The sequence below is a fragment of the Pseudomonas sp. 2(2015) genome (assembly GCF_000955865.1).
Taxonomy (GTDB): domain Bacteria; phylum Pseudomonadota; class Gammaproteobacteria; order Pseudomonadales; family Pseudomonadaceae; genus Aquipseudomonas.
The window spans coordinates 221,683-240,784 of sequence record NZ_JYOF01000014.1; the positions used below are offsets into that span (position 1 = coordinate 221,683).

At 57.2% G+C, this 19,102-nt stretch carries 31 protein-coding genes; 1 reads left to right on the plus strand and 30 read right to left on the minus strand.

Annotation, left to right across the window (positions count from 1 at the left end):
- The first annotated feature begins 71 nt into the window (after positions 1 to 71).
- The gene (gene uvrA / locus UB48_RS19410) at positions 72 to 2,906 is read left to right on the plus strand and encodes an excinuclease ABC subunit UvrA (RefSeq protein ID WP_045200024.1); all 2,835 of its coding nucleotides are present in this window, start codon (positions 72 to 74) and stop codon (positions 2,904 to 2,906) included.
- A 60-nt stretch (positions 2,907 to 2,966) separates the two neighbouring features.
- On the opposite strand, the gene bfr is transcribed toward uvrA, so the two are convergent.
- The 30 genes from bfr to rpsJ form a co-directional block, all read right to left on the minus strand.
- Positions 2,967 to 3,431 carry a bacterioferritin gene (gene bfr / locus UB48_RS19415; RefSeq protein WP_045200027.1) on the minus strand — a complete coding sequence of 155 codons (465 nt, stop codon included), beginning with the start codon at positions 3,429 to 3,431 and terminating at the stop codon, positions 2,967 to 2,969.
- Between the two features lie 155 nt (positions 3,432 to 3,586).
- Positions 3,587 to 5,035 carry a catalase gene (locus UB48_RS19420; RefSeq protein ID WP_045200029.1) on the minus strand — a complete coding sequence of 483 codons (1,449 nt, stop codon included), beginning with the start codon at positions 5,033 to 5,035 and terminating at the stop codon, positions 3,587 to 3,589.
- Between the two features lie 173 nt (positions 5,036 to 5,208).
- Entirely contained in the window at positions 5,209 to 5,595 is a 387-nt protein-coding gene (gene rplQ / locus UB48_RS19425; RefSeq protein WP_002555463.1) for a 50S ribosomal protein L17, read from the minus strand.
- Positions 5,596 to 5,638: 43 nt separating this feature from the next.
- A complete protein-coding gene (rpoA, locus tag UB48_RS19430; RefSeq protein ID WP_003186012.1) occupies positions 5,639 to 6,640 on the minus strand; it encodes a DNA-directed RNA polymerase subunit alpha in 1,002 nt (333 codons plus the stop codon).
- Positions 6,641 to 6,662: 22 nt separating this feature from the next.
- Complete coding sequence (gene rpsD, locus UB48_RS19435) at positions 6,663 to 7,283, minus strand: 30S ribosomal protein S4 (RefSeq protein ID WP_010220321.1); 621 nt, start codon at positions 7,281 to 7,283, stop codon at positions 6,663 to 6,665.
- Positions 7,284 to 7,298: 15 nt separating this feature from the next.
- Entirely contained in the window at positions 7,299 to 7,688 is a 390-nt protein-coding gene (gene rpsK / locus UB48_RS19440; protein ID WP_002555466.1) for a 30S ribosomal protein S11, read from the minus strand.
- A gap of 30 nt (positions 7,689 to 7,718) precedes the next feature.
- A complete protein-coding gene (gene rpsM, locus UB48_RS19445) occupies positions 7,719 to 8,075 on the minus strand; it encodes a 30S ribosomal protein S13 (protein WP_038998488.1) in 357 nt (118 codons plus the stop codon).
- A 131-nt stretch (positions 8,076 to 8,206) separates the two neighbouring features.
- Positions 8,207 to 8,323, minus strand: a complete 117-nt coding sequence (rpmJ, locus tag UB48_RS27420; RefSeq protein ID WP_002555468.1) for a 50S ribosomal protein L36 — start codon at positions 8,321 to 8,323, stop codon at positions 8,207 to 8,209.
- Between the two features lie 28 nt (positions 8,324 to 8,351).
- Positions 8,352 to 9,683, minus strand: a complete 1,332-nt coding sequence (secY, locus tag UB48_RS19450) for a preprotein translocase subunit SecY (protein ID WP_010220319.1) — start codon at positions 9,681 to 9,683, stop codon at positions 8,352 to 8,354.
- Positions 9,684 to 10,118, minus strand: coding sequence for a 50S ribosomal protein L15 (gene rplO, locus UB48_RS19455; protein WP_010220318.1), 435 nt, complete (start codon positions 10,116 to 10,118; stop codon positions 9,684 to 9,686).
- 3 nt (positions 10,119 to 10,121) lie between these two features.
- Positions 10,122 to 10,298, minus strand: a complete 177-nt coding sequence (gene rpmD / locus UB48_RS19460; protein WP_010220317.1) for a 50S ribosomal protein L30 — start codon at positions 10,296 to 10,298, stop codon at positions 10,122 to 10,124.
- A gap of 2 nt (positions 10,299 to 10,300) precedes the next feature.
- Entirely contained in the window at positions 10,301 to 10,801 is a 501-nt protein-coding gene (gene rpsE, locus UB48_RS19465) for a 30S ribosomal protein S5 (RefSeq protein WP_010220316.1), read from the minus strand.
- Positions 10,802 to 10,804: 3 nt separating this feature from the next.
- Positions 10,805 to 11,155, minus strand: a complete 351-nt coding sequence (gene rplR / locus UB48_RS19470) for a 50S ribosomal protein L18 (RefSeq protein WP_009397496.1) — start codon at positions 11,153 to 11,155, stop codon at positions 10,805 to 10,807.
- A 10-nt stretch (positions 11,156 to 11,165) separates the two neighbouring features.
- Positions 11,166 to 11,699, minus strand: coding sequence for a 50S ribosomal protein L6 (rplF, locus tag UB48_RS19475; protein ID WP_010220314.1), 534 nt, complete (start codon positions 11,697 to 11,699; stop codon positions 11,166 to 11,168).
- A gap of 12 nt (positions 11,700 to 11,711) precedes the next feature.
- Positions 11,712 to 12,104, minus strand: coding sequence for a 30S ribosomal protein S8 (rpsH, locus tag UB48_RS19480; protein WP_010220313.1), 393 nt, complete (start codon positions 12,102 to 12,104; stop codon positions 11,712 to 11,714).
- A gap of 209 nt (positions 12,105 to 12,313) precedes the next feature.
- Complete coding sequence (rpsN, locus tag UB48_RS19485; RefSeq protein ID WP_010220312.1) at positions 12,314 to 12,619, minus strand: 30S ribosomal protein S14; 306 nt, start codon at positions 12,617 to 12,619, stop codon at positions 12,314 to 12,316.
- Between the two features lie 13 nt (positions 12,620 to 12,632).
- Entirely contained in the window at positions 12,633 to 13,172 is a 540-nt protein-coding gene (gene rplE, locus UB48_RS19490; protein ID WP_010220311.1) for a 50S ribosomal protein L5, read from the minus strand.
- A gap of 20 nt (positions 13,173 to 13,192) precedes the next feature.
- Positions 13,193 to 13,507: a 50S ribosomal protein L24 gene (rplX, locus tag UB48_RS19495; protein ID WP_009397501.1), complete on the minus strand. Its 315-nt coding sequence runs from the start codon at positions 13,505 to 13,507 to the stop codon at positions 13,193 to 13,195.
- Positions 13,508 to 13,518: 11 nt separating this feature from the next.
- Entirely contained in the window at positions 13,519 to 13,887 is a 369-nt protein-coding gene (gene rplN, locus UB48_RS19500; protein ID WP_002555479.1) for a 50S ribosomal protein L14, read from the minus strand.
- 23 nt (positions 13,888 to 13,910) lie between these two features.
- A complete protein-coding gene (rpsQ, locus tag UB48_RS19505) occupies positions 13,911 to 14,177 on the minus strand; it encodes a 30S ribosomal protein S17 (protein ID WP_008374160.1) in 267 nt (88 codons plus the stop codon).
- A 2-nt stretch (positions 14,178 to 14,179) separates the two neighbouring features.
- Positions 14,180 to 14,371: a 50S ribosomal protein L29 gene (gene rpmC / locus UB48_RS19510; protein ID WP_002555481.1), complete on the minus strand. Its 192-nt coding sequence runs from the start codon at positions 14,369 to 14,371 to the stop codon at positions 14,180 to 14,182.
- Complete coding sequence (gene rplP, locus UB48_RS19515; RefSeq protein WP_003255479.1) at positions 14,371 to 14,784, minus strand: 50S ribosomal protein L16; 414 nt, start codon at positions 14,782 to 14,784, stop codon at positions 14,371 to 14,373. Before rplP ends, rpmC begins: the two co-directional genes overlap by 1 nt.
- A 12-nt stretch (positions 14,785 to 14,796) precedes the next feature.
- On the minus strand, positions 14,797 to 15,483 hold the full coding sequence (gene rpsC / locus UB48_RS19520; protein ID WP_010220308.1) for a 30S ribosomal protein S3: 687 nt from the start codon (positions 15,481 to 15,483) through the stop codon (positions 14,797 to 14,799).
- Between the two features lie 13 nt (positions 15,484 to 15,496).
- A complete protein-coding gene (gene rplV / locus UB48_RS19525) occupies positions 15,497 to 15,829 on the minus strand; it encodes a 50S ribosomal protein L22 (RefSeq protein ID WP_003103908.1) in 333 nt (110 codons plus the stop codon).
- An 11-nt stretch (positions 15,830 to 15,840) separates the two neighbouring features.
- Positions 15,841 to 16,116, minus strand: coding sequence for a 30S ribosomal protein S19 (gene rpsS, locus UB48_RS19530; protein WP_002555486.1), 276 nt, complete (start codon positions 16,114 to 16,116; stop codon positions 15,841 to 15,843).
- A gap of 16 nt (positions 16,117 to 16,132) precedes the next feature.
- Complete coding sequence (gene rplB, locus UB48_RS19535) at positions 16,133 to 16,957, minus strand: 50S ribosomal protein L2 (RefSeq protein ID WP_038606161.1); 825 nt, start codon at positions 16,955 to 16,957, stop codon at positions 16,133 to 16,135.
- 14 nt (positions 16,958 to 16,971) lie between these two features.
- Positions 16,972 to 17,271 carry a 50S ribosomal protein L23 gene (rplW, locus tag UB48_RS19540; RefSeq protein ID WP_010220306.1) on the minus strand — a complete coding sequence of 100 codons (300 nt, stop codon included), beginning with the start codon at positions 17,269 to 17,271 and terminating at the stop codon, positions 16,972 to 16,974.
- Complete coding sequence (gene rplD, locus UB48_RS19545; RefSeq protein WP_010220305.1) at positions 17,268 to 17,870, minus strand: 50S ribosomal protein L4; 603 nt, start codon at positions 17,868 to 17,870, stop codon at positions 17,268 to 17,270. Before rplD ends, rplW begins: the two co-directional genes overlap by 4 nt.
- Before the next feature lie 12 nt (positions 17,871 to 17,882).
- Positions 17,883 to 18,518 (minus strand): 50S ribosomal protein L3, encoded by a 636-nt coding sequence (gene rplC / locus UB48_RS19550; RefSeq protein WP_010220304.1) that lies wholly within the window; start codon positions 18,516 to 18,518, stop codon positions 17,883 to 17,885.
- Between the two features lie 80 nt (positions 18,519 to 18,598).
- A complete protein-coding gene (rpsJ, locus tag UB48_RS19555) occupies positions 18,599 to 18,910 on the minus strand; it encodes a 30S ribosomal protein S10 (protein ID WP_003186070.1) in 312 nt (103 codons plus the stop codon).
- Positions 18,911 to 19,102 lie beyond the last annotated feature (192 nt).

The window sequence follows — 19,102 nt, forward strand, 5'->3', positions numbered from 1 at the left end:
ACGCGACGCTTTGCCGCGTAATGGCATGGAGCCGTATACTCAACCGTTTATGCCCGCCGAGCGAGGCCGCAGTGGACAAGATCCTGATTCGTGGGGCACGTACCCACAACCTGAAGAACATCGACCTGACCCTGCCCCGGGACAAGTTGATCGTCATCACCGGCCTGTCCGGTTCCGGCAAGTCGTCCCTGGCCTTCGATACCCTGTACGCCGAAGGCCAGCGCCGTTATGTCGAATCCCTGTCGGCGTACGCCCGGCAGTTCCTGTCGATGATGGAAAAGCCCGACGTCGATACCATCGAAGGCCTGTCGCCAGCGATCTCCATCGAGCAAAAGTCGACCTCGCACAACCCGCGTTCGACCGTCGGCACCATCACCGAAATCTACGACTACCTGCGCCTGCTCTACGCCCGCGTCGGTACCCCGCGCTGCCCGGACCACGACATCCCGCTGGAAGCGCAGACCGTCAGCCAGATGGTCGACCTGGTCCTGGCCCAGCCCGAAGGCAGCAAGCTGATGCTGCTGGCGCCGGTGATTCGCGAGCGCAAGGGTGAACACCTGGCGGTATTCGAAGAGCTGCGCGCCCAGGGCTTCGTCCGCGCGCGGGTCAACGGCAAGCTGTTCGAGCTCGATGAACTGCCCAAGCTCGACAAGCAGAAAAAACACACCATCGAAGTAGTCGTCGACCGCTTCAAGGTGCGTGATGACCTGCAGCAGCGCCTGGCCGAGTCGTTCGAAACCGCGCTGAAACTGGCCGACGGCATCGCCCTGGTCGCTTCGATGGACGACCAACCGTTCGAAGAAATGATCTTCTCCGCCCGCTTCGCCTGCCCGATCTGCGGCCATGCGATCAGCGAGCTGGAGCCCAAGCTGTTCTCCTTCAACAACCCGGCCGGCGCCTGCCCGACCTGCGACGGCCTGGGGGTCAAGCAGTTCTTCGACATCAAGCGCCTGGTCAATAGCGAGCTGACCCTGGCTGAAGGTGCGATTCGCGGCTGGGACCGGCGCAACGTCTATTACTTCCAGATGCTCGGCTCGCTGGCCGCGCATTATGACTTCAGCCTCGAGATCCCCTTCGGCGAACTACCGGCCGAGCAGCAGAAAGTCATCCTCCACGGCAGCGGCAAGCAGAACGTTGATTTCAAATACCTCAACGACCGCGGCGACATCGTCAAGCGCTCGCACCCGTTCGAAGGCATCGTGCCGAACCTGGAACGCCGCTACCGCGAGACCGAGTCGGCGACCGTGCGCGAAGAGCTGGCCAAGTTCCTCAGCACCCAGCCCTGCCCGGATTGCCGTGGCACGCGCCTGCGCCGTGAAGCGCGGCACGTGTGGGTCGGCGAGAAGACCCTGCCGGCAGTCACTTGCCTGCCGATCGGCGATGCCAGCGGTTACTTCGGTGGCCTCAAGCTGACCGGTCGCCGGGGCGAAATTGCCGACAAGATCCTCAAGGAAATCTGCGAGCGCCTGCAGTTTCTGGTCAACGTCGGTCTCGACTACCTGACCCTCGATCGCAGCGCCGATACCCTCTCCGGCGGTGAAGCCCAGCGTATCCGCCTGGCCAGCCAGATCGGCGCCGGCCTGGTCGGGGTCATGTACATCCTCGACGAGCCGTCCATCGGCCTGCACCAGCGCGACAACGACCGCTTGCTCGGCACCCTCAATCACCTGCGCGACATCGGCAACACGGTGATCGTGGTCGAGCATGACGAGGACGCCATTCGCCTGGCCGACTACGTCGTCGACATTGGCCCGGGCGCCGGCGTGCATGGCGGCCAGATCGTCGCCGAAGGCACCCCGGCCGAGGTCATGGCCCATCCCGACTCGCTGACCGGCAAGTACTTGTCTGGCCGAGTGAAGATTGCCGTACCGGCCAAGCGTACGCCGCGTAACAAGAAGCTCTCGATCAAGCTCAAGGGCGCGCGCGGCAACAACCTGCAGAACGTCGACCTGGAAATTCCGATCGGCCTGCTGACGTGCGTGACTGGCGTGTCCGGCTCCGGCAAATCGACCCTGATCAACAACACCTTGTTCCCGCTCAGCGCCACCGCCCTCAACGGTGCCAGCACCCTGGAAGCGGCGCCGCACGACAGCTGCGATGGCCTGCAGCACCTGGACAAGGTGGTCGACATCGACCAGAGCCCGATCGGCCGTACCCCGCGCTCGAACCCGGCGACCTACACCGGACTGTTCACGCCAATTCGCGAGCTGTTCTCCGGCGTGCCGGAGTCGCGCTCGCGCGGCTACGGCCCGGGTCGTTTCTCGTTCAACGTCAAGGGCGGGCGCTGCGAAGCGTGCCAGGGCGACGGCCTGATCAAGGTCGAGATGCACTTTTTGCCGGACATCTACGTGCCGTGCGATGTGTGCAAGAGCAAGCGCTACAACCGCGAAACCCTGGAGATCAAGTACAAGGGCAAGAACATCCACGAGGTCCTGGAAATGACCATCGAGGAAGCCCGCGAGTTCTTCGACGCGGTACCGGCGCTGGCGCGCAAGCTGCAGACACTGATGGATGTCGGCCTGTCCTACATCAAGCTCGGCCAGTCGGCGACCACCCTCTCCGGTGGCGAAGCGCAGCGGGTCAAGCTGTCACGCGAGCTGTCCAAGCGTGACACCGGCAAGACCCTGTACATCCTCGACGAACCGACTACCGGCCTGCACTTTGCCGATATCCAGCAGTTGCTCGATGTGCTGCACCGCCTGCGCGATCACGGCAACACCGTAGTGGTGATCGAGCACAACCTGGACGTGATCAAGACTGCCGACTGGATCGTCGACCTCGGCCCCGAGGGCGGTTCCAAAGGCGGACAGATCATCGGCTTCGGTACACCGGAACAAGTGGCCGAGATGAAGCAGTCGTATACCGGCTACTACCTCAAGCCGCTGCTGGAACGTGATCGCGCCTGATTCGGCCCGCTCGCACATGAAAAAGCCCCGCACTGGCGGGGCTTTTTTTGCTCCGGAAAATTACATCTGCGATTGCAGGTAGTTCTCCAGACCGATCGACTTGATCAGGCCCTGCTGTTTTTCCAGCCAGTAGGTGTGATCTTCTTCGGTATCGGCCAGCTGCAGGCGCAGGATGTCGCGGCTGATGTAGTCCTTGTGCAGTTCGCACAGCTCGATGCCTTTGCACAGTGCCGCGCGCACCTTGTACTCCAGGCGCAGGTCGGCGGCGATCATGTCCGGCACGGTGGTGCCGACGTCCAGGTCATCAGGACGCATGCGCGGGGTGCCTTCGAGCATGAGGATACGACGCATCAGGGCATCGGCGTGTTGCGCCTCTTCTTCCATTTCGTGGTTGATACGCTCGTAGAGCTTGCTCAAGCCCCAGTCCTCGTACATCCGCGAGTGAATGAAATATTGGTCACGTGCCGCCAGTTCGCCCGTCAGCAACGTGTTGAGATAATCGATTACGTCCGGGTGACCTTGCATCGCCCTGCCTCTCCCTGTGTGAAAGTCATAGTTTGAACCAGGATGACCGGAAGGTCACTGAGAATTGGGCAAAAAAGTGCAAAAAAGCGGGTAAACGGTAGTGATATTCATTGAAAAACCGCCCAAATGAGGGCGGTTCTTCTTATCACTTCGACTTAGGCGAGATTTATGCCCAAAGCCTTGGCAATCCCTTCGCCATAGGCCGGATCGGCCTTGAAGAAGTGTTGCAACTGACGCTGGACCACCTCTTCAGAAACTCCGCCCATGGCGCCGGCGATGTTGCTGATCAGCAGCGCCTTCTGCTCCGGGTTCATCAGGCGGAACAGCGCACCGGCATGGCTGTAGTAGTCGGTGTCTTCGCGGTGATCGTAACGATCGGCGACACCGTTGAGCGCCAGTGGCGGCTCAGCATACTGCGGCGCTTGCTTGGGCGCATTGGCGTAGCTGTTCGGCTCATAGTTAGGCGCCGCACCACCGTTGCTGCCAAACGCCATAGAACCATCACGCTGGTAGCTGTTTACCGGGCTGCGTGGGGCGTTTACCGGCAGTTGCTGGTGGTTGGTACCGACGCGGTAGCGATGGGCGTCTGCGTAAGCGAACACGCGTCCCTGCAGCATGCGGTCTGGCGACAGGCCGACACCCGGCACCATGTTGCTCGGGCCAAACGCGGCTTGCTCGACTTCGGCAAAGTAGTTCAGCGGGTTGCGGTTGAGTTCCAGTTCGCCGATCTCGATGAGCGGGTAGTCCTTCTGCGACCAGGTCTTGGTCACGTCGAACGGGTTCTCGTCGCGGCTGGCCGCTTCTTCTTCGCTCATGACCTGGATGCACACGGCCCATTTCGGGAAGTCACCGCGCTCGATCGCTTCGAACAGGTCGCGTTGGGCGTAATCCGGATCGGTACCGGCAAGGCGAGCAGCCTCGGCAGGTGCCAGGTTCTTGATGCCCTGTTTGGTCTTGAAGTGCCATTTGACCCAGGTGCGCTGCCCCTGAGCGTTGATCAGGCTGTAGGTATGGCTGCCAAAACCATGCATGTGCCGGTAGCCGTCCGGAATGCCGCGGTCGGAGAACAGGATGGTGACCTGGTGCAGCGCTTCAGGCGAGTGCGACCAGAAGTCCCACATCATCTGCGCGCTCTTCAGGTTGCTTTGCGGCAGGCGCTTCTGGGTGTGGATAAAGTCGGGGAATTTCAGCGGGTCACGGATGAAGAACACCGGGGTGTTGTTGCCAACGATGTCCCAGTTGCCTTCCTCGGTGTAGAACTTCAGGGCAAAACCACGCGGGTCGCGCTCGGTATCCGCCGACCCCCGCTCGCCACCGACGGTGGAGAAACGCAGGAAGGTCTCGGTCTGCTTGCCAACATTGCTGAAAAGCTTGGCGCAGCTGTACTGGGTGATATCACGGGTAACGGTGAAGGTGCCATAGGCACCCGAGCCTTTGGCGTGTACGCGGCGTTCAGGGATGTTCTCGCGGTTGAAATGCGCGAGCTTCTCGATGAGATGGAAGTCATCCAGCAACAGCGGGCCGCGTGGGCCTGCCGAACGCGAATTCTGGTTGTCGGCTACCGGGGCGCCGCTGGCGGTGGTCAGTATTTTGTTCTGGCTCATGCTCTCTCTCCCTATCGGTCTTGAACGGCCGGCTAATCGGCTTGGGAGGAGTATCGACCACAACTATGACAACAACAAATTCATTGCCTGACTCAGATCAATAGATTATTACAATACATATAGACACAAAAAACCGGGCACTAGGCCCGGTTTCTTGTTACAGACTGTTCGCTTTACTCAGCAGCTTCAACCGAGCCACCAACAGGACGATCAACCAGCTCGACGTACGCCATAGGTGCGTTATCGCCAGCGCGGAAGCCGCACTTGAGGATACGCAGGTAGCCGCCCTGACGGGTGGCATAGCGCTTGCCCAGATCGTTGAACAGCTTGCCGACGATTTCTTTCGAACGGGTACGGTCGAAAGCCAGACGACGGTTAGCAACGCTGTCTTCCTTGGCCAGGGTGATCAGCGGCTCGGCAACGCGGCGCAGTTCCTTGGCTTTTGGCAGAGTAGTTTTGATCAGCTCGTGCTCGAACAGCGACACCGCCATGTTCTGGAACATGGCCTTACGGTGAGAGCTAGTACGGCTCAGGTGACGTCCACTTTTACGATGACGCATGGGTTCATTCCTTACCAAACACTACGTTCGGTGATTACGACGATCAGGCAGTCGCCTTGTCGTCCTTCTTAAGACTTGCAGGCGGCCAGTTGTCGAGGCGCATGCCGAGGGACAGACCACGGGAGGCCAGAACGTCCTTGATTTCGGTCAAGGATTTCTTGCCCAGGTTCGGAGTCTTCAACAGTTCTACTTCGGTGCGCTGAATCAGGTCGCCGATGTAGTAAATGTTCTCCGCCTTAAGGCAGTTGGCCGAACGCACGGTCAATTCCAGATCGTCAACCGGACGAAGCAGGATCGGATCGATCTCGTCTTCCTGTTCGACTACCACTGGTTCACTGTCACCTTTGAGGTCGACGAACGCAGCCAGCTGCTGTTGCAGGATGGTTGCGGCACGACGGATGGCCTCTTCAGGATCCAGGGTACCGTTGGTTTCCAGATCAATTACCAGCTTGTCCAGGTTGGTACGCTGCTCGACACGGGCGTTTTCCACCACGTATGCGATACGGCGAACCGGGCTGAACGAAGAGTCGAGCTGCAAGCGACCAATGCTGCGGCTTTCGTCTTCATCGCTCTGACGCGAATCGGCCGGCTCATAACCACGACCACGAGCTACGGTGAGCTTCATGTTCAAGGCGCCATTCGACGCCAGGTTAGCGATTACGTGATCGGGGTTAACGATCTCGACATCATGATCCAGCTGAATATCGGCAGCGGTAACCACCCCCGAACCCTTCTTCGACAAGGTCAGCGTAACTTCGTCACGACCGTGCAGTTTGATAGCCAGGCCTTTCAGGTTCAACAGGATTTCAATGACATCTTCCTGTACACCTTCGATTGCCGAGTACTCATGGAGTACACCGTCAATCTCGGCCTCGACTACTGCACAGCCAGGCATGGAGGACAACAGGATGCGGCGCAGCGCGTTGCCCAGGGTATGGCCAAAGCCACGCTCGAGAGGCTCGAGCGTGATTTTAGCGCGGGTTGGACTGACGACCTGCACATCGATGTGGCGGGGCGTCAGGAACTCATTTACCGAAATCTGCATGGATGCACCTATTTTCTAGCCCTTACTTGGAGTAGAGCTCGACAATCAGGCTTTCGTTGATGTCGGCGGACAGGTCACTGCGAGCAGGAACGTTCTTGAAAACGCCCGACTTCTTGGCAGCATCCACATCTACCCACTCAACGCGGCCACGCTGGGCGCACAGTTCAAGGGCTTGAACAATGCGCAGCTGGTTCAGCGACTTCTCGCGAACCGCGACCACGTCACCCGGACGAACTTGGTAGGACGGAACGTTTACAGTCTTGCCGTTTACGCTGATCGCTTTGTGCGAAACCAGCTGACGGGATTCGGCACGAGTAGCGCCAAAGCCCATACGATAAACGACGTTATCCAGACGGCACTCGAGCAGTTGCAGCAGGTTCTCACCAGTAGCGCCCTTCTTGGAGGCCGCTTGCTTGTAGTAACCGCTGAATTGACGCTCGAGGACGCCGTAGATACGACGAACTTTTTGTTTCTCACGCAGCTGGGTGCCGTAGTCGGACTGACGACCGCGGCGCTGACCGTGGATACCTGGGGCTGCTTCGATGTTGCACTTCGATTCCAGAGCGCGAACGCCGCTCTTCAGGAACAGATCGGTGCCTTCACGACGAGACAGTTTGCATTTTGGACCAATGTAACGTGCCATTTATCTGTCTCCTGATTACACGCGGCGCTTCTTCGGCGGACGGCACCCGTTATGCGGGATTGGCGTCACGTCGGTGATGCTGGCGATCTTATAGCCACAGCCGTTCAGAGCACGAACAGCGGACTCACGACCTGGACCTGGACCCTTGACGTTGACGTCGAGGTTCTTCAGACCATATTCCAGCGCAGCTTGACCAGCACGTTCAGCAGCTACCTGAGCAGCGAACGGGGTGGACTTGCGGGAACCGCGGAAACCCGAACCGCCGGAGGTAGCCCAGGACAGAGCGTTACCTTGACGATCGGTGATGGTCACGATGGTGTTGTTAAAAGAGGCATGGATGTGGGCGATGCCATCAACCACTGTCTTTTTGACTTTTTTACGAGGACGAGCAGCAGGTTTTGCCATTTCTAAATTCCTGTCGATTCGCTGGTGCGATTACTTGCGGATCGGCTTACGCGGGCCCTTACGGGTACGCGCGTTGGTCTTGGTACGCTGACCGCGTACTGGCAGACCCCGACGATGACGCAGGCCGCGGTAGCAACCCAGGTCCATCAACCGCTTGATTTTCATGTTGATGTCACGACGCAGATCACCTTCGGTGATGTACTTCGCGACTTCAGTACGCAGCGATTCAACCTGCTCGTCGCTCAGATCCTTGATCTTTGCGGCTGGGTTGACCCCAGTGTCTGCACAGATTTTCTGTGCAGTAGTGCGACCAACACCATAGATGTAGGTCAGCGAGATAACAGTGTGCTTGTTATCTGGAATGTTGACGCCTGCAATACGGGCCATTCAGTGGGACTCCAATTGACAGCTACCTACGCCCCGGAAGCCAAGAAATAGGGCGCGAGATAATATCGCTGTAGAAACAAATAATCAACCCAGCAGCGCACTAGCTGCTGGGTTTGAAGCGCAGATCACAATCAGCCTTGGCGCTGCTTGTGACGTGGTTCCGCACTGCAAATTACTCGAACGACACCTTCGCGGCGAATAATTTTGCAGTTACGGCACAGCTTTTTCACCGATGCACGAACTTTCATCACCAACTCCTCGAACCTTAAGGGTCAATCAGCGCAGCAGACCGCTGCCACCGTAGCCTTTCAGGTTGGCTTTCTTCATCAGGGATTCGTACTGGTGCGAAACGAGGTGCGATTGTACTTGGGACATGAAGTCCATCACAACCACTACCACAATCAGCAACGAGGTCCCGCCAAGGTAGAACGGAACGTTTGCCGCGACCACCAGGAACTGGGGAAGCAGACACACGGCCGTCATATAAAGAGCACCGAACATGGTCAAGCGGGTCAGAACGCCATCAATGTAGCGCGCCGACTGCTCACCTGGACGGATGCCCGGAATAAAGGCACCGGACTTCTTCAGGTTTTCCGCTACGTCTTTCGGATTGAACATCAACGCCGTATAGAAGAAGCAGAAGAAAATAATCCCTGCACTAAACAGCAGAATATTCAACGGCTGACCAGGAGCGATCGACTGCGAGATGTCCTGCAACCAGCCCATACCTTCGGACTGACCGAACCAGGCACCCAGCGAAGCCGGGAACAGCAAGATGCTGCTCGCGAAAATGGCAGGGATTACACCCGCCATGTTCACTTTCAACGGCAGGTGGCTGGTCTGCGCAGCGAAGACCTTGCGGCCCTGCTGACGCTTGGCGTAGTGAACGGCGATACGACGCTGACCACGCTCAATGAACACCACGAAACCGATAATCGCTACTGCCAGCAAACCGATAGCGACCAGGGCGAAAATGTTGATATCGCCTGTGCGTGCAGACTCGAAAGACTGCCCGATTGCTCTCGGAAGACCGGCGACGATACCTGCGAAAATCAACATCGAGATACCGTTGCCTACACCGCGCTCGGTGATCTGCTCGCCCAGCCACATCATGAACATCGCGCCGGCCACGAACGTGGACACCGCAACGAAATGGAAGCCAAAGTCAGCAGAAAACGCCACGCCCTGACCGGCCAGGCCAATGGACATGCCAATGGCCTGGACCAGCGCCAGGATAACGGTGCCGTAGCGGGTGTACTGGCTGATCTTGCGACGGCCAGCTTCACCTTCCTTCTTCAACTGCTCCAGCTGCGGGCTGACGGCGGTCATCAGTTGCATGATGATCGATGCCGAAATGTACGGCATGATCCCCAGTGCAAAGATGCTCATCCGTTCCAGCGCGCCGCCGGAAAACATGTTGAACAAGCTAAGAATGGTCCCCTCATTCTGTCGAAACAGTTCCGCCAGCCGGTCCGGGTTGATACCTGGAACTGGGATGTGTGCGCCTATCCGGTAGACGATGATCGCCAGGAACAGAAAACGCAGACGAGCCCAGAGTTCAGACATCCCGCCTTTGCCGAGCGAAGAGAGAGCACCTTGCTTAGCCATTTATTCCTCGAACTTGCCGCCAGCTGCTTCGATAGCCGCACGCGCACCTTTGGTGGCTGCGATACCCTTGATGGTGACCGCGCGAGTAACTTCGCCGGACAGCATGATTTTCACACGCTGTACGTTTTGGTTAATCACGTTGGCATCCTTCAGGGATTGCACGGTGACAACGTCGCCTTCCACTTTGGCCAGCTCGGACAGACGCACTTCTGCGCGGTCCATGGCTTTCAGGGAAACGAAGCCGAATTTCGGCAGACGACGGTGCAGCGGCTGTTGACCGCCTTCAAAGCCTGGAGCAATGGTGCCACCGGAACGGGAGGTCTGACCTTTGTGGCCGCGGCCACCAGTCTTACCCAAACCGCTACCGATACCACGGCCCGGACGATGCTTCTCGCGACGGGAACCCGGCGCTGGACTCAGATCATTGAGTTTCATCGATTAACCCTCGACGCGCAGCATGTAGTAAGCCTTGTTGATCATCCCGCGATTCTCGGGAGTATCCAGGACTTCTACAGTGTGACCGATGCGGCGCAGACCCAGACCCTTAACACACAGTTTGTGGTTAGGGAGACGGCCGGCGGTGCTTTTGATCAGCGTTACTTTAACGGTAGCCATGATCAGCGGATCTCCTCAACGCTCTTGCCGCGCTTGGCAGCAATGGACTCAGGAGATTGCATAGCCTTCAGACCCTTGAAAGTGGCATGAACCACGTTCACTGGGTTGGTCGAGCCGTAGCACTTGGCCAGGACGTTCTGAACGCCAGCAACTTCCAGGACGGCACGCATTGCGCCACCGGCGATGATACCGGTACCTTCCGAGGCAGGCTGCATGTACACCTTCGACGCGCCATGGGCGGACTTGGTGGCGTACTGCAGAGTAGTGCCGTTCAGGTCTACCTGAATCATGTTGCGACGAGCAGCTTCCATGGCTTTCTGGATCGCAGCAGGTACTTCGCGCGATTTGCCACGGCCGAAGCCAACACGACCTTTACCATCACCAACCACGGTCAACGCGGTAAAAGTGAAGATACGGCCGCCTTTGACGGTTTTAGCAACGCGGTTAACTTGAACCAGCTTCTCGATGTAGCCTTCGTCGCGCTTTTGATCGTTATTTGCCATAACTTAGAACTCCAGCCCGCCTTCACGAGCAGCATCAGCCAGCGCTTTGACGCGGCCATGGTACTTGAAGCCGGAACGGTCAAAGGCAACTTGAGATACACCGGCGGCTTTCGCGCGCTCAGCTACCAGCTTGCCAACCTTAGTGGCCGCGTCGATGTTGCCGGTGGCACCATCACGCAGTTCTTTGTCCAAGGTCGAGGCACTGGCCAGAACCTTGCTGCCGTCGGCCGAAATGACCTGGGCGTAGATGTGCTGCGAGGAGCGGAACACGCAGAGACGCACGACTTCGAGTTCGTGCATTTTCAGGCGTGCTTTGCGAGCGCGACGCAGTCGAGTAACTTTTTTGTCGGTCATTTGCTAGGCCCTACTTCTTCTTGGCTTCTTTACGACGGACGACTTCGTCCGCGTAACGCACACCCTTGCCTTTGTACGGCTCTGGTGGACGGAAGTCGCGGATTTCAGCGGCCACCTGACCTACCAGCTGCTTGTCGATACCCTTGATCAGGATATCGGTCTGGCTTGGGGTCTCTGCGGTGATACCGGCCGGCAGTTCGTAATCCACTGGATGCGAGAAGCCGAGTGCCAGGTTCAGCACGGTGCCTTTGGCTTGTGCTTTGTAACCAACACCGACCAGCTGGAGCTTACGCTCGAAGCCTTGGCTTACGCCCTGGACCATGTTGTTCACCAGGGCGCGGGTAGTACCGGCCATAGCGCGAGTTTGTTGATCGCCATTGCGAGCAGCGAAACGCAGCTCACCAGCTTCTTCAACGATTTCAACCGACGAGTGAACGTTCAGTTCGAGAGTGCCCTTGGCACCCTTCACCGAAAGCTGTTGGCCGACGAATTTGACTTCGACACCGGCTGGCAGCTTAACGGGGTTCTTAGCGACGCGAGACATGCTTATCCCCCCTTAGAACACTGTGCAGAGAACTTCGCCGCCGACACCGGCAGCGCGCGCAGCACGATCAGTCATCACACCTTTGTTGGTGGAGACGATAGACACGCCCAGACCGCCACGTACTTTCGGCAGTTCTTCGACGGACTTGTACTGACGCAGGCCTGGACGACTTACGCGCTTGACTTCCTCGATGACCGGACGGCCTTCGAAGTATTTCAGCTCGATGGAAAGCGATGGTTTTACTTCGCTGCTGACTTGGTAGCCAGCGATGTAACCTTCATCTTTCAGAACTTTGGCTACCGCAACCTTCAGAGTCGACGAAGGCATGCTTACGACGGACTTTTCAGCCATCTGGGCATTACGGATGCGAGTTAGCATGTCCGCTAACGGGTCCTGCATACTCATGGGCTAGACGCTCCTGATACAAGAAAAATTAGCCTCTCGGCTACTACAGTCCCCTGAAATCGCCGGGCGTAAAAACCCGGGCTCAGGAGAGCCGGTCATTCTAGACAGTTCCCAGAAACGAAACAAGCCCCAGAAGGGGCTTGTTTCGTTGCAAGGTCACCGGTGGTCGGAAGATTGCTCCCCCGCCACCTGGACGCTGCCGGTACGTCTTACCAGCTGGCTTTAACCAGACCTGGAACGTCACCGCGCATTGCTGCTTCACGCAGCTTGTTACGGCCGAGGCCGAACTTGCGGTAAACGCCGTGTGGACGACCGGTGATGCGGCAACGGTTACGCAGGCGCGAGGCGCTGGCGTCACGTGGTTGCTTCTGCAGAGCTACGACAGCGGCAAAACGCTCTTCTGGAGTTGCTTCCAGGTTGACGATGGTCGCTTTCAGCTCGGCACGCTTCTTGGCGTACTTGGCAACAGTGAGCTGACGCTTCAGCTCACGGTTTTTCATGCTCTTCTTGGCCATTTTCCTACTCCAATCAGTTGCGGAACGGGAATTTGAAAGCACGCATCAGAGCGCGGCCTTCGTCATCGTTCTTGGCAGTGGTGGTCAGGGTAATGTCCAGACCGCGCAGAGCATCGATCTTGTCGTAGTCGATTTCCGGGAAGATGATCTGCTCTTTCACGCCCATGCTGTAGTTGCCACGACCGTCGAAGGACTTGGCATTCAGGCCGCGGAAGTCGCGAACCCGAGGCAGGGAGATCGCCAGCAGGCGGTCCAGGAATTCGTACATACGATCACGGCGCAGGGTAACTTTAACGCCGATCGGCCAGCCCTCACGGACTTTGAAGCCCGCGATGGATTTCCGAGCGAAAGTCACAACGGCTTTCTGACCGGTGATCTTCTCCAGGTCAGCAACAGCGTGTTCGATGACTTTTTTGTCGCCGACAGCTTCGCCCAGACCCATGTTCAGGGTGATCTTGGTAACGCGCGGAACTTCCATCACGTTCGCCAGCTTAAGTTCTTCCTTAAGCTTGGGAGCAATCTCGTTCCGGTAAATCTCTTTCAGTCGTGCCATGGTCTTCTACCTAGCAGTGTTCAAGCATCAACCGCTTTTTGGGTCGACTTGAAGACACGAATTTTTTTGCCGTCTTCTACTTTGAAACCAACGCGGTCAGCCTTGTTGGTTTCGCCGTTGAAAATGGCGACGTTGGAAGCGTGCAGTGGCGCTTCTTTCTCGACGATACCGCCCTGTACGCCCGACATCGGGTTAGGCTTGGTATGACGCTTCACCAGGTTGATCCCACCAACGACCAGACGGTCGTCAGCGAGAACCTTGAGCACCTTACCGCGCTTACCTTTGTCTTTGCCGGCGATCACGATGATCTCGTCGTCACGACGAATCTTTTGCATGTCGGATCTCCTTACAGCACTTCTGGGGCGAGCGAGACGATCTTCATGAACTTCTCAGTACGAAGTTCACGGGTCACTGGCCCAAAGATACGGGTGCCGATCGGCTCTTGCTTGTTGTTCAACAGAACAGCAGCATTGCCATCAAAGCGGATGATGGAGCCGTCAGCACGACGGACACCGTGGCGAGTGCGGACTACAACAGCAGTCATCACTTGGCCTTTCTTCACTTTACCGCGAGGAATTGCTTCCTTGACGGTTACCTTGATGATGTCACCGATGCCGGCGTAACGGCGGTGCGAACCGCCGAGAACCTTGATGCACATGACGCGACGAGCGCCGCTGTTATCGGCCACATCGAGCATGGATTGAGTCTGAATCATAAAATTTCTCCGACCCTTAGCCCTTAGACTTCAACAGCGCGTTCGAGAACTTCAACCAGTGCCCAGGACTTGGTCTTGGCCAGCGGACGGGTCTCACGGATGGAGACCTTGTCGCCGATATGGCACTGGTTGGTTTCGTCGTGCGCGTGCAGCTTAGTCGAACGCTTAACGTATTTACCGTAGATCGGGTGCTTTACGCGACGCTCGATCAGTACGGTGATGGTTTTGTCCATCTTGTCGCTGACGACACGGCCAGTCAGCGTACGGACGGTTTTTTCAGCTTCAGCCATGATCACTTACCTGCCTGCTGGTTGAGCACAGTTTTCACGCGAGCGATGTCACGCTTAACTTGCGAGAGCAGGTGCGACTGCCCCAACTGGCCAGTTGCTTTCTGCATACGCAGATTGAACTGGTCGCGCAGCAAGCCGAGCAGTTGCTCGTTCAGCTGCTGTGCTGATTTTTCACGAAGTTCATTCGCTTTCATCACATCACCGTCCGCTTAACAAAGGAGGTGGCGAGAGGCAGCTTTGCAGCCGCCAGGGCGAAAGCCTCACGCGCCAGCTCTTCAGAAACACCCTCGATCTCGTACAGGACTTTGCCTGGCTGGATCTGGGCAACCCAGTACTCCACGGAACCTTTACCTTTACCCATCCGCACTTCGAGAGGCTTCTTGGAGATCGGCTTGTCCGGGAACACACGGATCCAGATTTTACCGCCACGTTTTACGTGACGGGTCAGAGCACGACGTGCCGACTCAATCTGGCGGGCGGTGAGACGACCGCGAGCAACAGCTTTCAGAGCAAACTCGCCGAAGCTGACTTTGCTACCGCGCAGTGCCAGACCACGGTTGTGGCCAGTCATCTGCTTGCGGAATTTTGTACGCTTTGGTTGCAACATTTGGCGTACCCCTTACTTAGCAGCTTTTTTACGAGGCGCTGGTGCTTGTGGTTTCAGTTCTTCTTGGCGACCACCAATTACTTCGCCTTTGAAAATCCAAACCTTCACACCGATCACACCGTAAGTGGTGTGAGCTTCGTAGGTGGCATAGTCGATATCGGCACGCAGGGTGTGCAGCGGCACACGACCTTCGCGATACCATTCAGTACGTGCGATTTCAGCACCGCCGAGACGACCGCTCACTTGGATCTTGATGCCTTTGGCACCAATGCGCATGGCGTTCTGTACGGCGCGCTTCATGGCGCGACGGAACATCACACGACGCTCCAGCTGCTGAGCTACGCTCTGAGCTACCAGCATACCGTCGAGTTCCGGCTTGCGGATCTCTTCGATGTTGATGTGCACAGGCACACCCATTTGCTTGGTCAGGTCCTGACGCAGTTTCTCAACATCTTCACCTTTCTTCCCGATAACGATACCTGGACGAGCGGTGTGGATGGTGATGCGTGCAGTTTGGGCCGGACGATGGATATCGATACGGCTAACGGACGCGCTTTTTAGTTTGTCTTGGAGGTACTCACGCACATTCAGATCTGCGAGCAAATAGTCCGCATAAGTCCGACCGTCTGCGTACCAGACGGAGGTGTGCTCCTTGACGATTCCCAGGCGAATGCCAGTGGGATGTACTTTCTGACCCATCTGATCGACTCCGTTACTTGTCCGCAACCTTGACAGTGATATGGCAAGACCGCTTGACGATGCGATCAGCGCGGCCTTTGGCACGCGGCATGATGCGCTTCAGCGAACGCCCTTCGTTGACGAAAACGGTGGAGACCTTCAGGTCATCAACGTCTGCGCCTTCGTTATGCTCGGCGTTGGCTACGGCCGACTCGAGGACTTTCTTCATGATTTCAGCGGCTTTTTTGCTGCTGAAAGCCAACAGGTTGAGCGCTTCGCCCACCTTCTTCCCGCGGATCTGGTCGGCGACCAAGCGGGCTTTCTGGGCGGAGATTCGAGCGCCCGACAACTTAGCGGCTACTTCCATTTCCTTACCCCTTAACGCTTGGCTTTCTTGTCAGCCACGTGCCCACGATAAGTGCGGGTACCGGCAAACTCGCCCAGTTTATGGCCGACCATGTCTTCGTTCACGAGAACTGGGACGTGTTGGCGACCGTTGTGTACCGCGATGGTCAGACCGACCATTTGTGGCAGGATCATGGAACGGCGCGACCAGGTCTTAACTGGTTTGCGATCGTTCTTTTCCGCCGCCACTTCGATCTTCTTCAGTAGGTGAAGATCGATAAAAGGACCTTTTTTCAGAGAACGTGGCACTGTCGTATCCCTCTATTTACTTGCGACGACGGACGATCATGTTGTCGGTACGCTTATTACCACGAGTCTTCGCGCCCTTAGTCGGGAAGCCCCATGGCGATACCGGATGACGACCACCGGAGGTACGACCTTCACCACCACCATGTGGGTGGTCAACCGGGTTCATGGCAACACCACGAACGGTTGGGCGAACGCCACGCCAGCGTTTGGCACCAGCTTTACCCAGCGAACGCAGGCTGTGCTCGGAGTTCGAGACTTCACCCAGGGTCGCACGGCATTCAGCCAGGACTTTACGCATTTCACCAGAGCGCAGACGCAGGGTCACATAGACACCTTCGCGAGCGATCAGCTGAGCCGAAGCACCAGCGGAACGAGCGATCTGTGCACCTTTGCCCGGCTTCAGTTCGATGCCGTGAATGGTGCTACCCACTGGGATGTTGCGCAGTTGCAGGGAGTTGCCTGGCTTGATTGGAGCCAGAGCGCCTGCGATCAGCTGGTCGCCAGCAGCAACGCCTTTAGGGGCGATGATGTAGCGGCGCTCGCCGTCTGCGTAGCACAGCAGTGCGATGTGAGCAGTACGGTTTGGATCGTATTCGATACGCTCGACAGTGGCGACGATGCCATCTTTGTCGTTGCGACGGAAATCGACCATACGGTAATGCTGCTTATGACCACCACCTACGTGGCGAGTAGTGATACGGCCATTGTTGTTACGACCACCAGACTTCGATTTCTTCTCGAGCAGCGGTGCGTGAGGAGCGCCTTTATGCAGCTCCTTGTTGACCACCTTGACCACGAAACGGCGGCCAGGGGAAGTCGGTTTGCATTTAACGATTGCCATGATGCACCCCTTCCTTACTCAGCACTGCTGCTGAAATCGAGATCTTGGCCTGGCTGAAGCGAAACGATCGCTTTCTTCCAGTCATTGCGCTTGCCCAGACCACGTGCGGTACGCTTGGTTTTACCCAGAACGTTTACAGTCGACACGTTTTCGACTTTTACGCCGAACAGGCCTTCGACAGCTTTCTTGATTTCCAGCTTGGTTGCGTCAGTAGCAACCTTGAATACGAACTGGCCTTTTTTCTCAGCCAGAACGGTAGCCTTCTCGGAAACATGCGGGCCAAGGAGGACTTTAAATACGCGTTCCTGGTTCATCCCAGCAGCTCCTCGAATTTCTTCACGGCCGACACAGTGATCAACACTTTGTCGTATGCGATCAGACTGACCGGATCGGAACCCTGTACGTCACGTACGTCGACGTGCGGCAGGTTACGAGCAGCCAGGTACAGGTTCTGATCAACAGCGTCCGAAACGATCAGAACGTCGCTCAGACCCATGCCGTTCAGCTTGTTCAGCAGGTCTTTGGTTTTCGGTGCTTCAACAGCGAAGTCCTGAACCACGACCAGACGGTCGGTACGCACCAGCTCAGCGAGGATGGAACGCATTGCTGCGCGGTACATCTTCTTGTTGAGCTTCTGCGAGTGATCCTGAGGACGAGCTGCGAAAGTGGTACCGCCGCCACGCCAGATTGGGCTACGGATAGTACCGGCACGAGCACGGCCAGTGCCTTTCTGACGCCATGGGCGCTTACCGCCACCAGCAACGTCGGAACGGGTTTTCTGCTGCTTGGTGCCCTGACGGCCGCCGGCCATGTAGGCCACGACTGCTTGGTGTACCAGCGTCTCGTTGAATTCGCCGCCGAAAGTCAGTTCGGAAACTTCGATCGCTTGAGCGTCATTTACATTTAGTTGCATGTCAGCTTCCCCTTAACCGCGAGCCTTGGCAGCCGGACGCACAACCAGATCGCTGCCAGTTGCGCCTGGAACGGCACCCTTGACCAGCAACAGATTGCGTTCAGCGTCGACGCGCACTACTTCGAGGGACTGAACGGTCACGCGCTCGGCGCCCATGTGACCGGACATTTTTTTGCCCTTGAATACACGACCAGGAGTCTGGCACTGGCCGATAGAGCCCGGGACGCGGTGGGAGACGGAGTTACCGTGGGTGTTATCTTGACCGCGGAAATTCCAGCGCTTGATGGTACCGGCAAAGCCTTTACCCTTGGACTGGCCGGTAACGTCTACCAGCTGACCTGCAGCGAAGATTTCAGCGTTGATCGAATCACCGGCCTGGAACTCACCTTCTTCAAGGCGGAATTCCCAGACACCGCGACCCGCGGCAACGTTCGCCTTGGCGAAGTGACCTGCTTGAGCAGCAGTCACGCGCGAAGCGCGACGCTCACCGACAGTGACTTGCACTGCACGATAGCCATCGGTTTCTTCAGTTTTGAACTGGGTGACGCGATTCGGCTCGATCTCAATGACCGTGACCGGAATGGAGACACCTTCTTCGGTGAAAATACGGGTCATACCGCATTTACGACCGACTACACCAATAGTCATGTTGTAAACCTCATGAGTGTACGGGGCTTTCACCCGCTATGGCCGCCCATTTCAGAGCGTTACACGACTAAGACCGTGTCTTAGCCGAGGCTGATCTGCACTTCCACACCGGCCGCAAGATCAAGCTTCATAAGAGCATCAACGGTTTTATCCGTTGGCTGGACGATGTCCAGTACGCGCTTATGAGTACGGATCTCGTACTGGTCACGCGCGTCTTTGTTGACGTGCGGGGAGACCAGAACGGTGAACCGCTCTTTACGGGTAGGCAGTGGAATTGGACCACGCACTTGAGCACCAGTACGTTTCGCGGTTTCCACGATTTCCTGGGTGGATTGGTCGATCAGGCGATGGTCAAAAGCCTTCAACCTGATACGGATTTGCTGATTTTGCATTGGATTTCAGACTCCAGGCTGCTATTCCCACCGGGCGCACTACGCCCGTTAAAAGGAGGCGTGATTCTATAGAGGGCCCCACTGAGTGTCAACCCAATAAAAAAGCCCCCGCTGAGCGGGGGCCTTTTTAAGCGATCAACGATTACTCGATGATTTTGGCTACGACGCCGGCGCCGACGGTACGACCGCCTT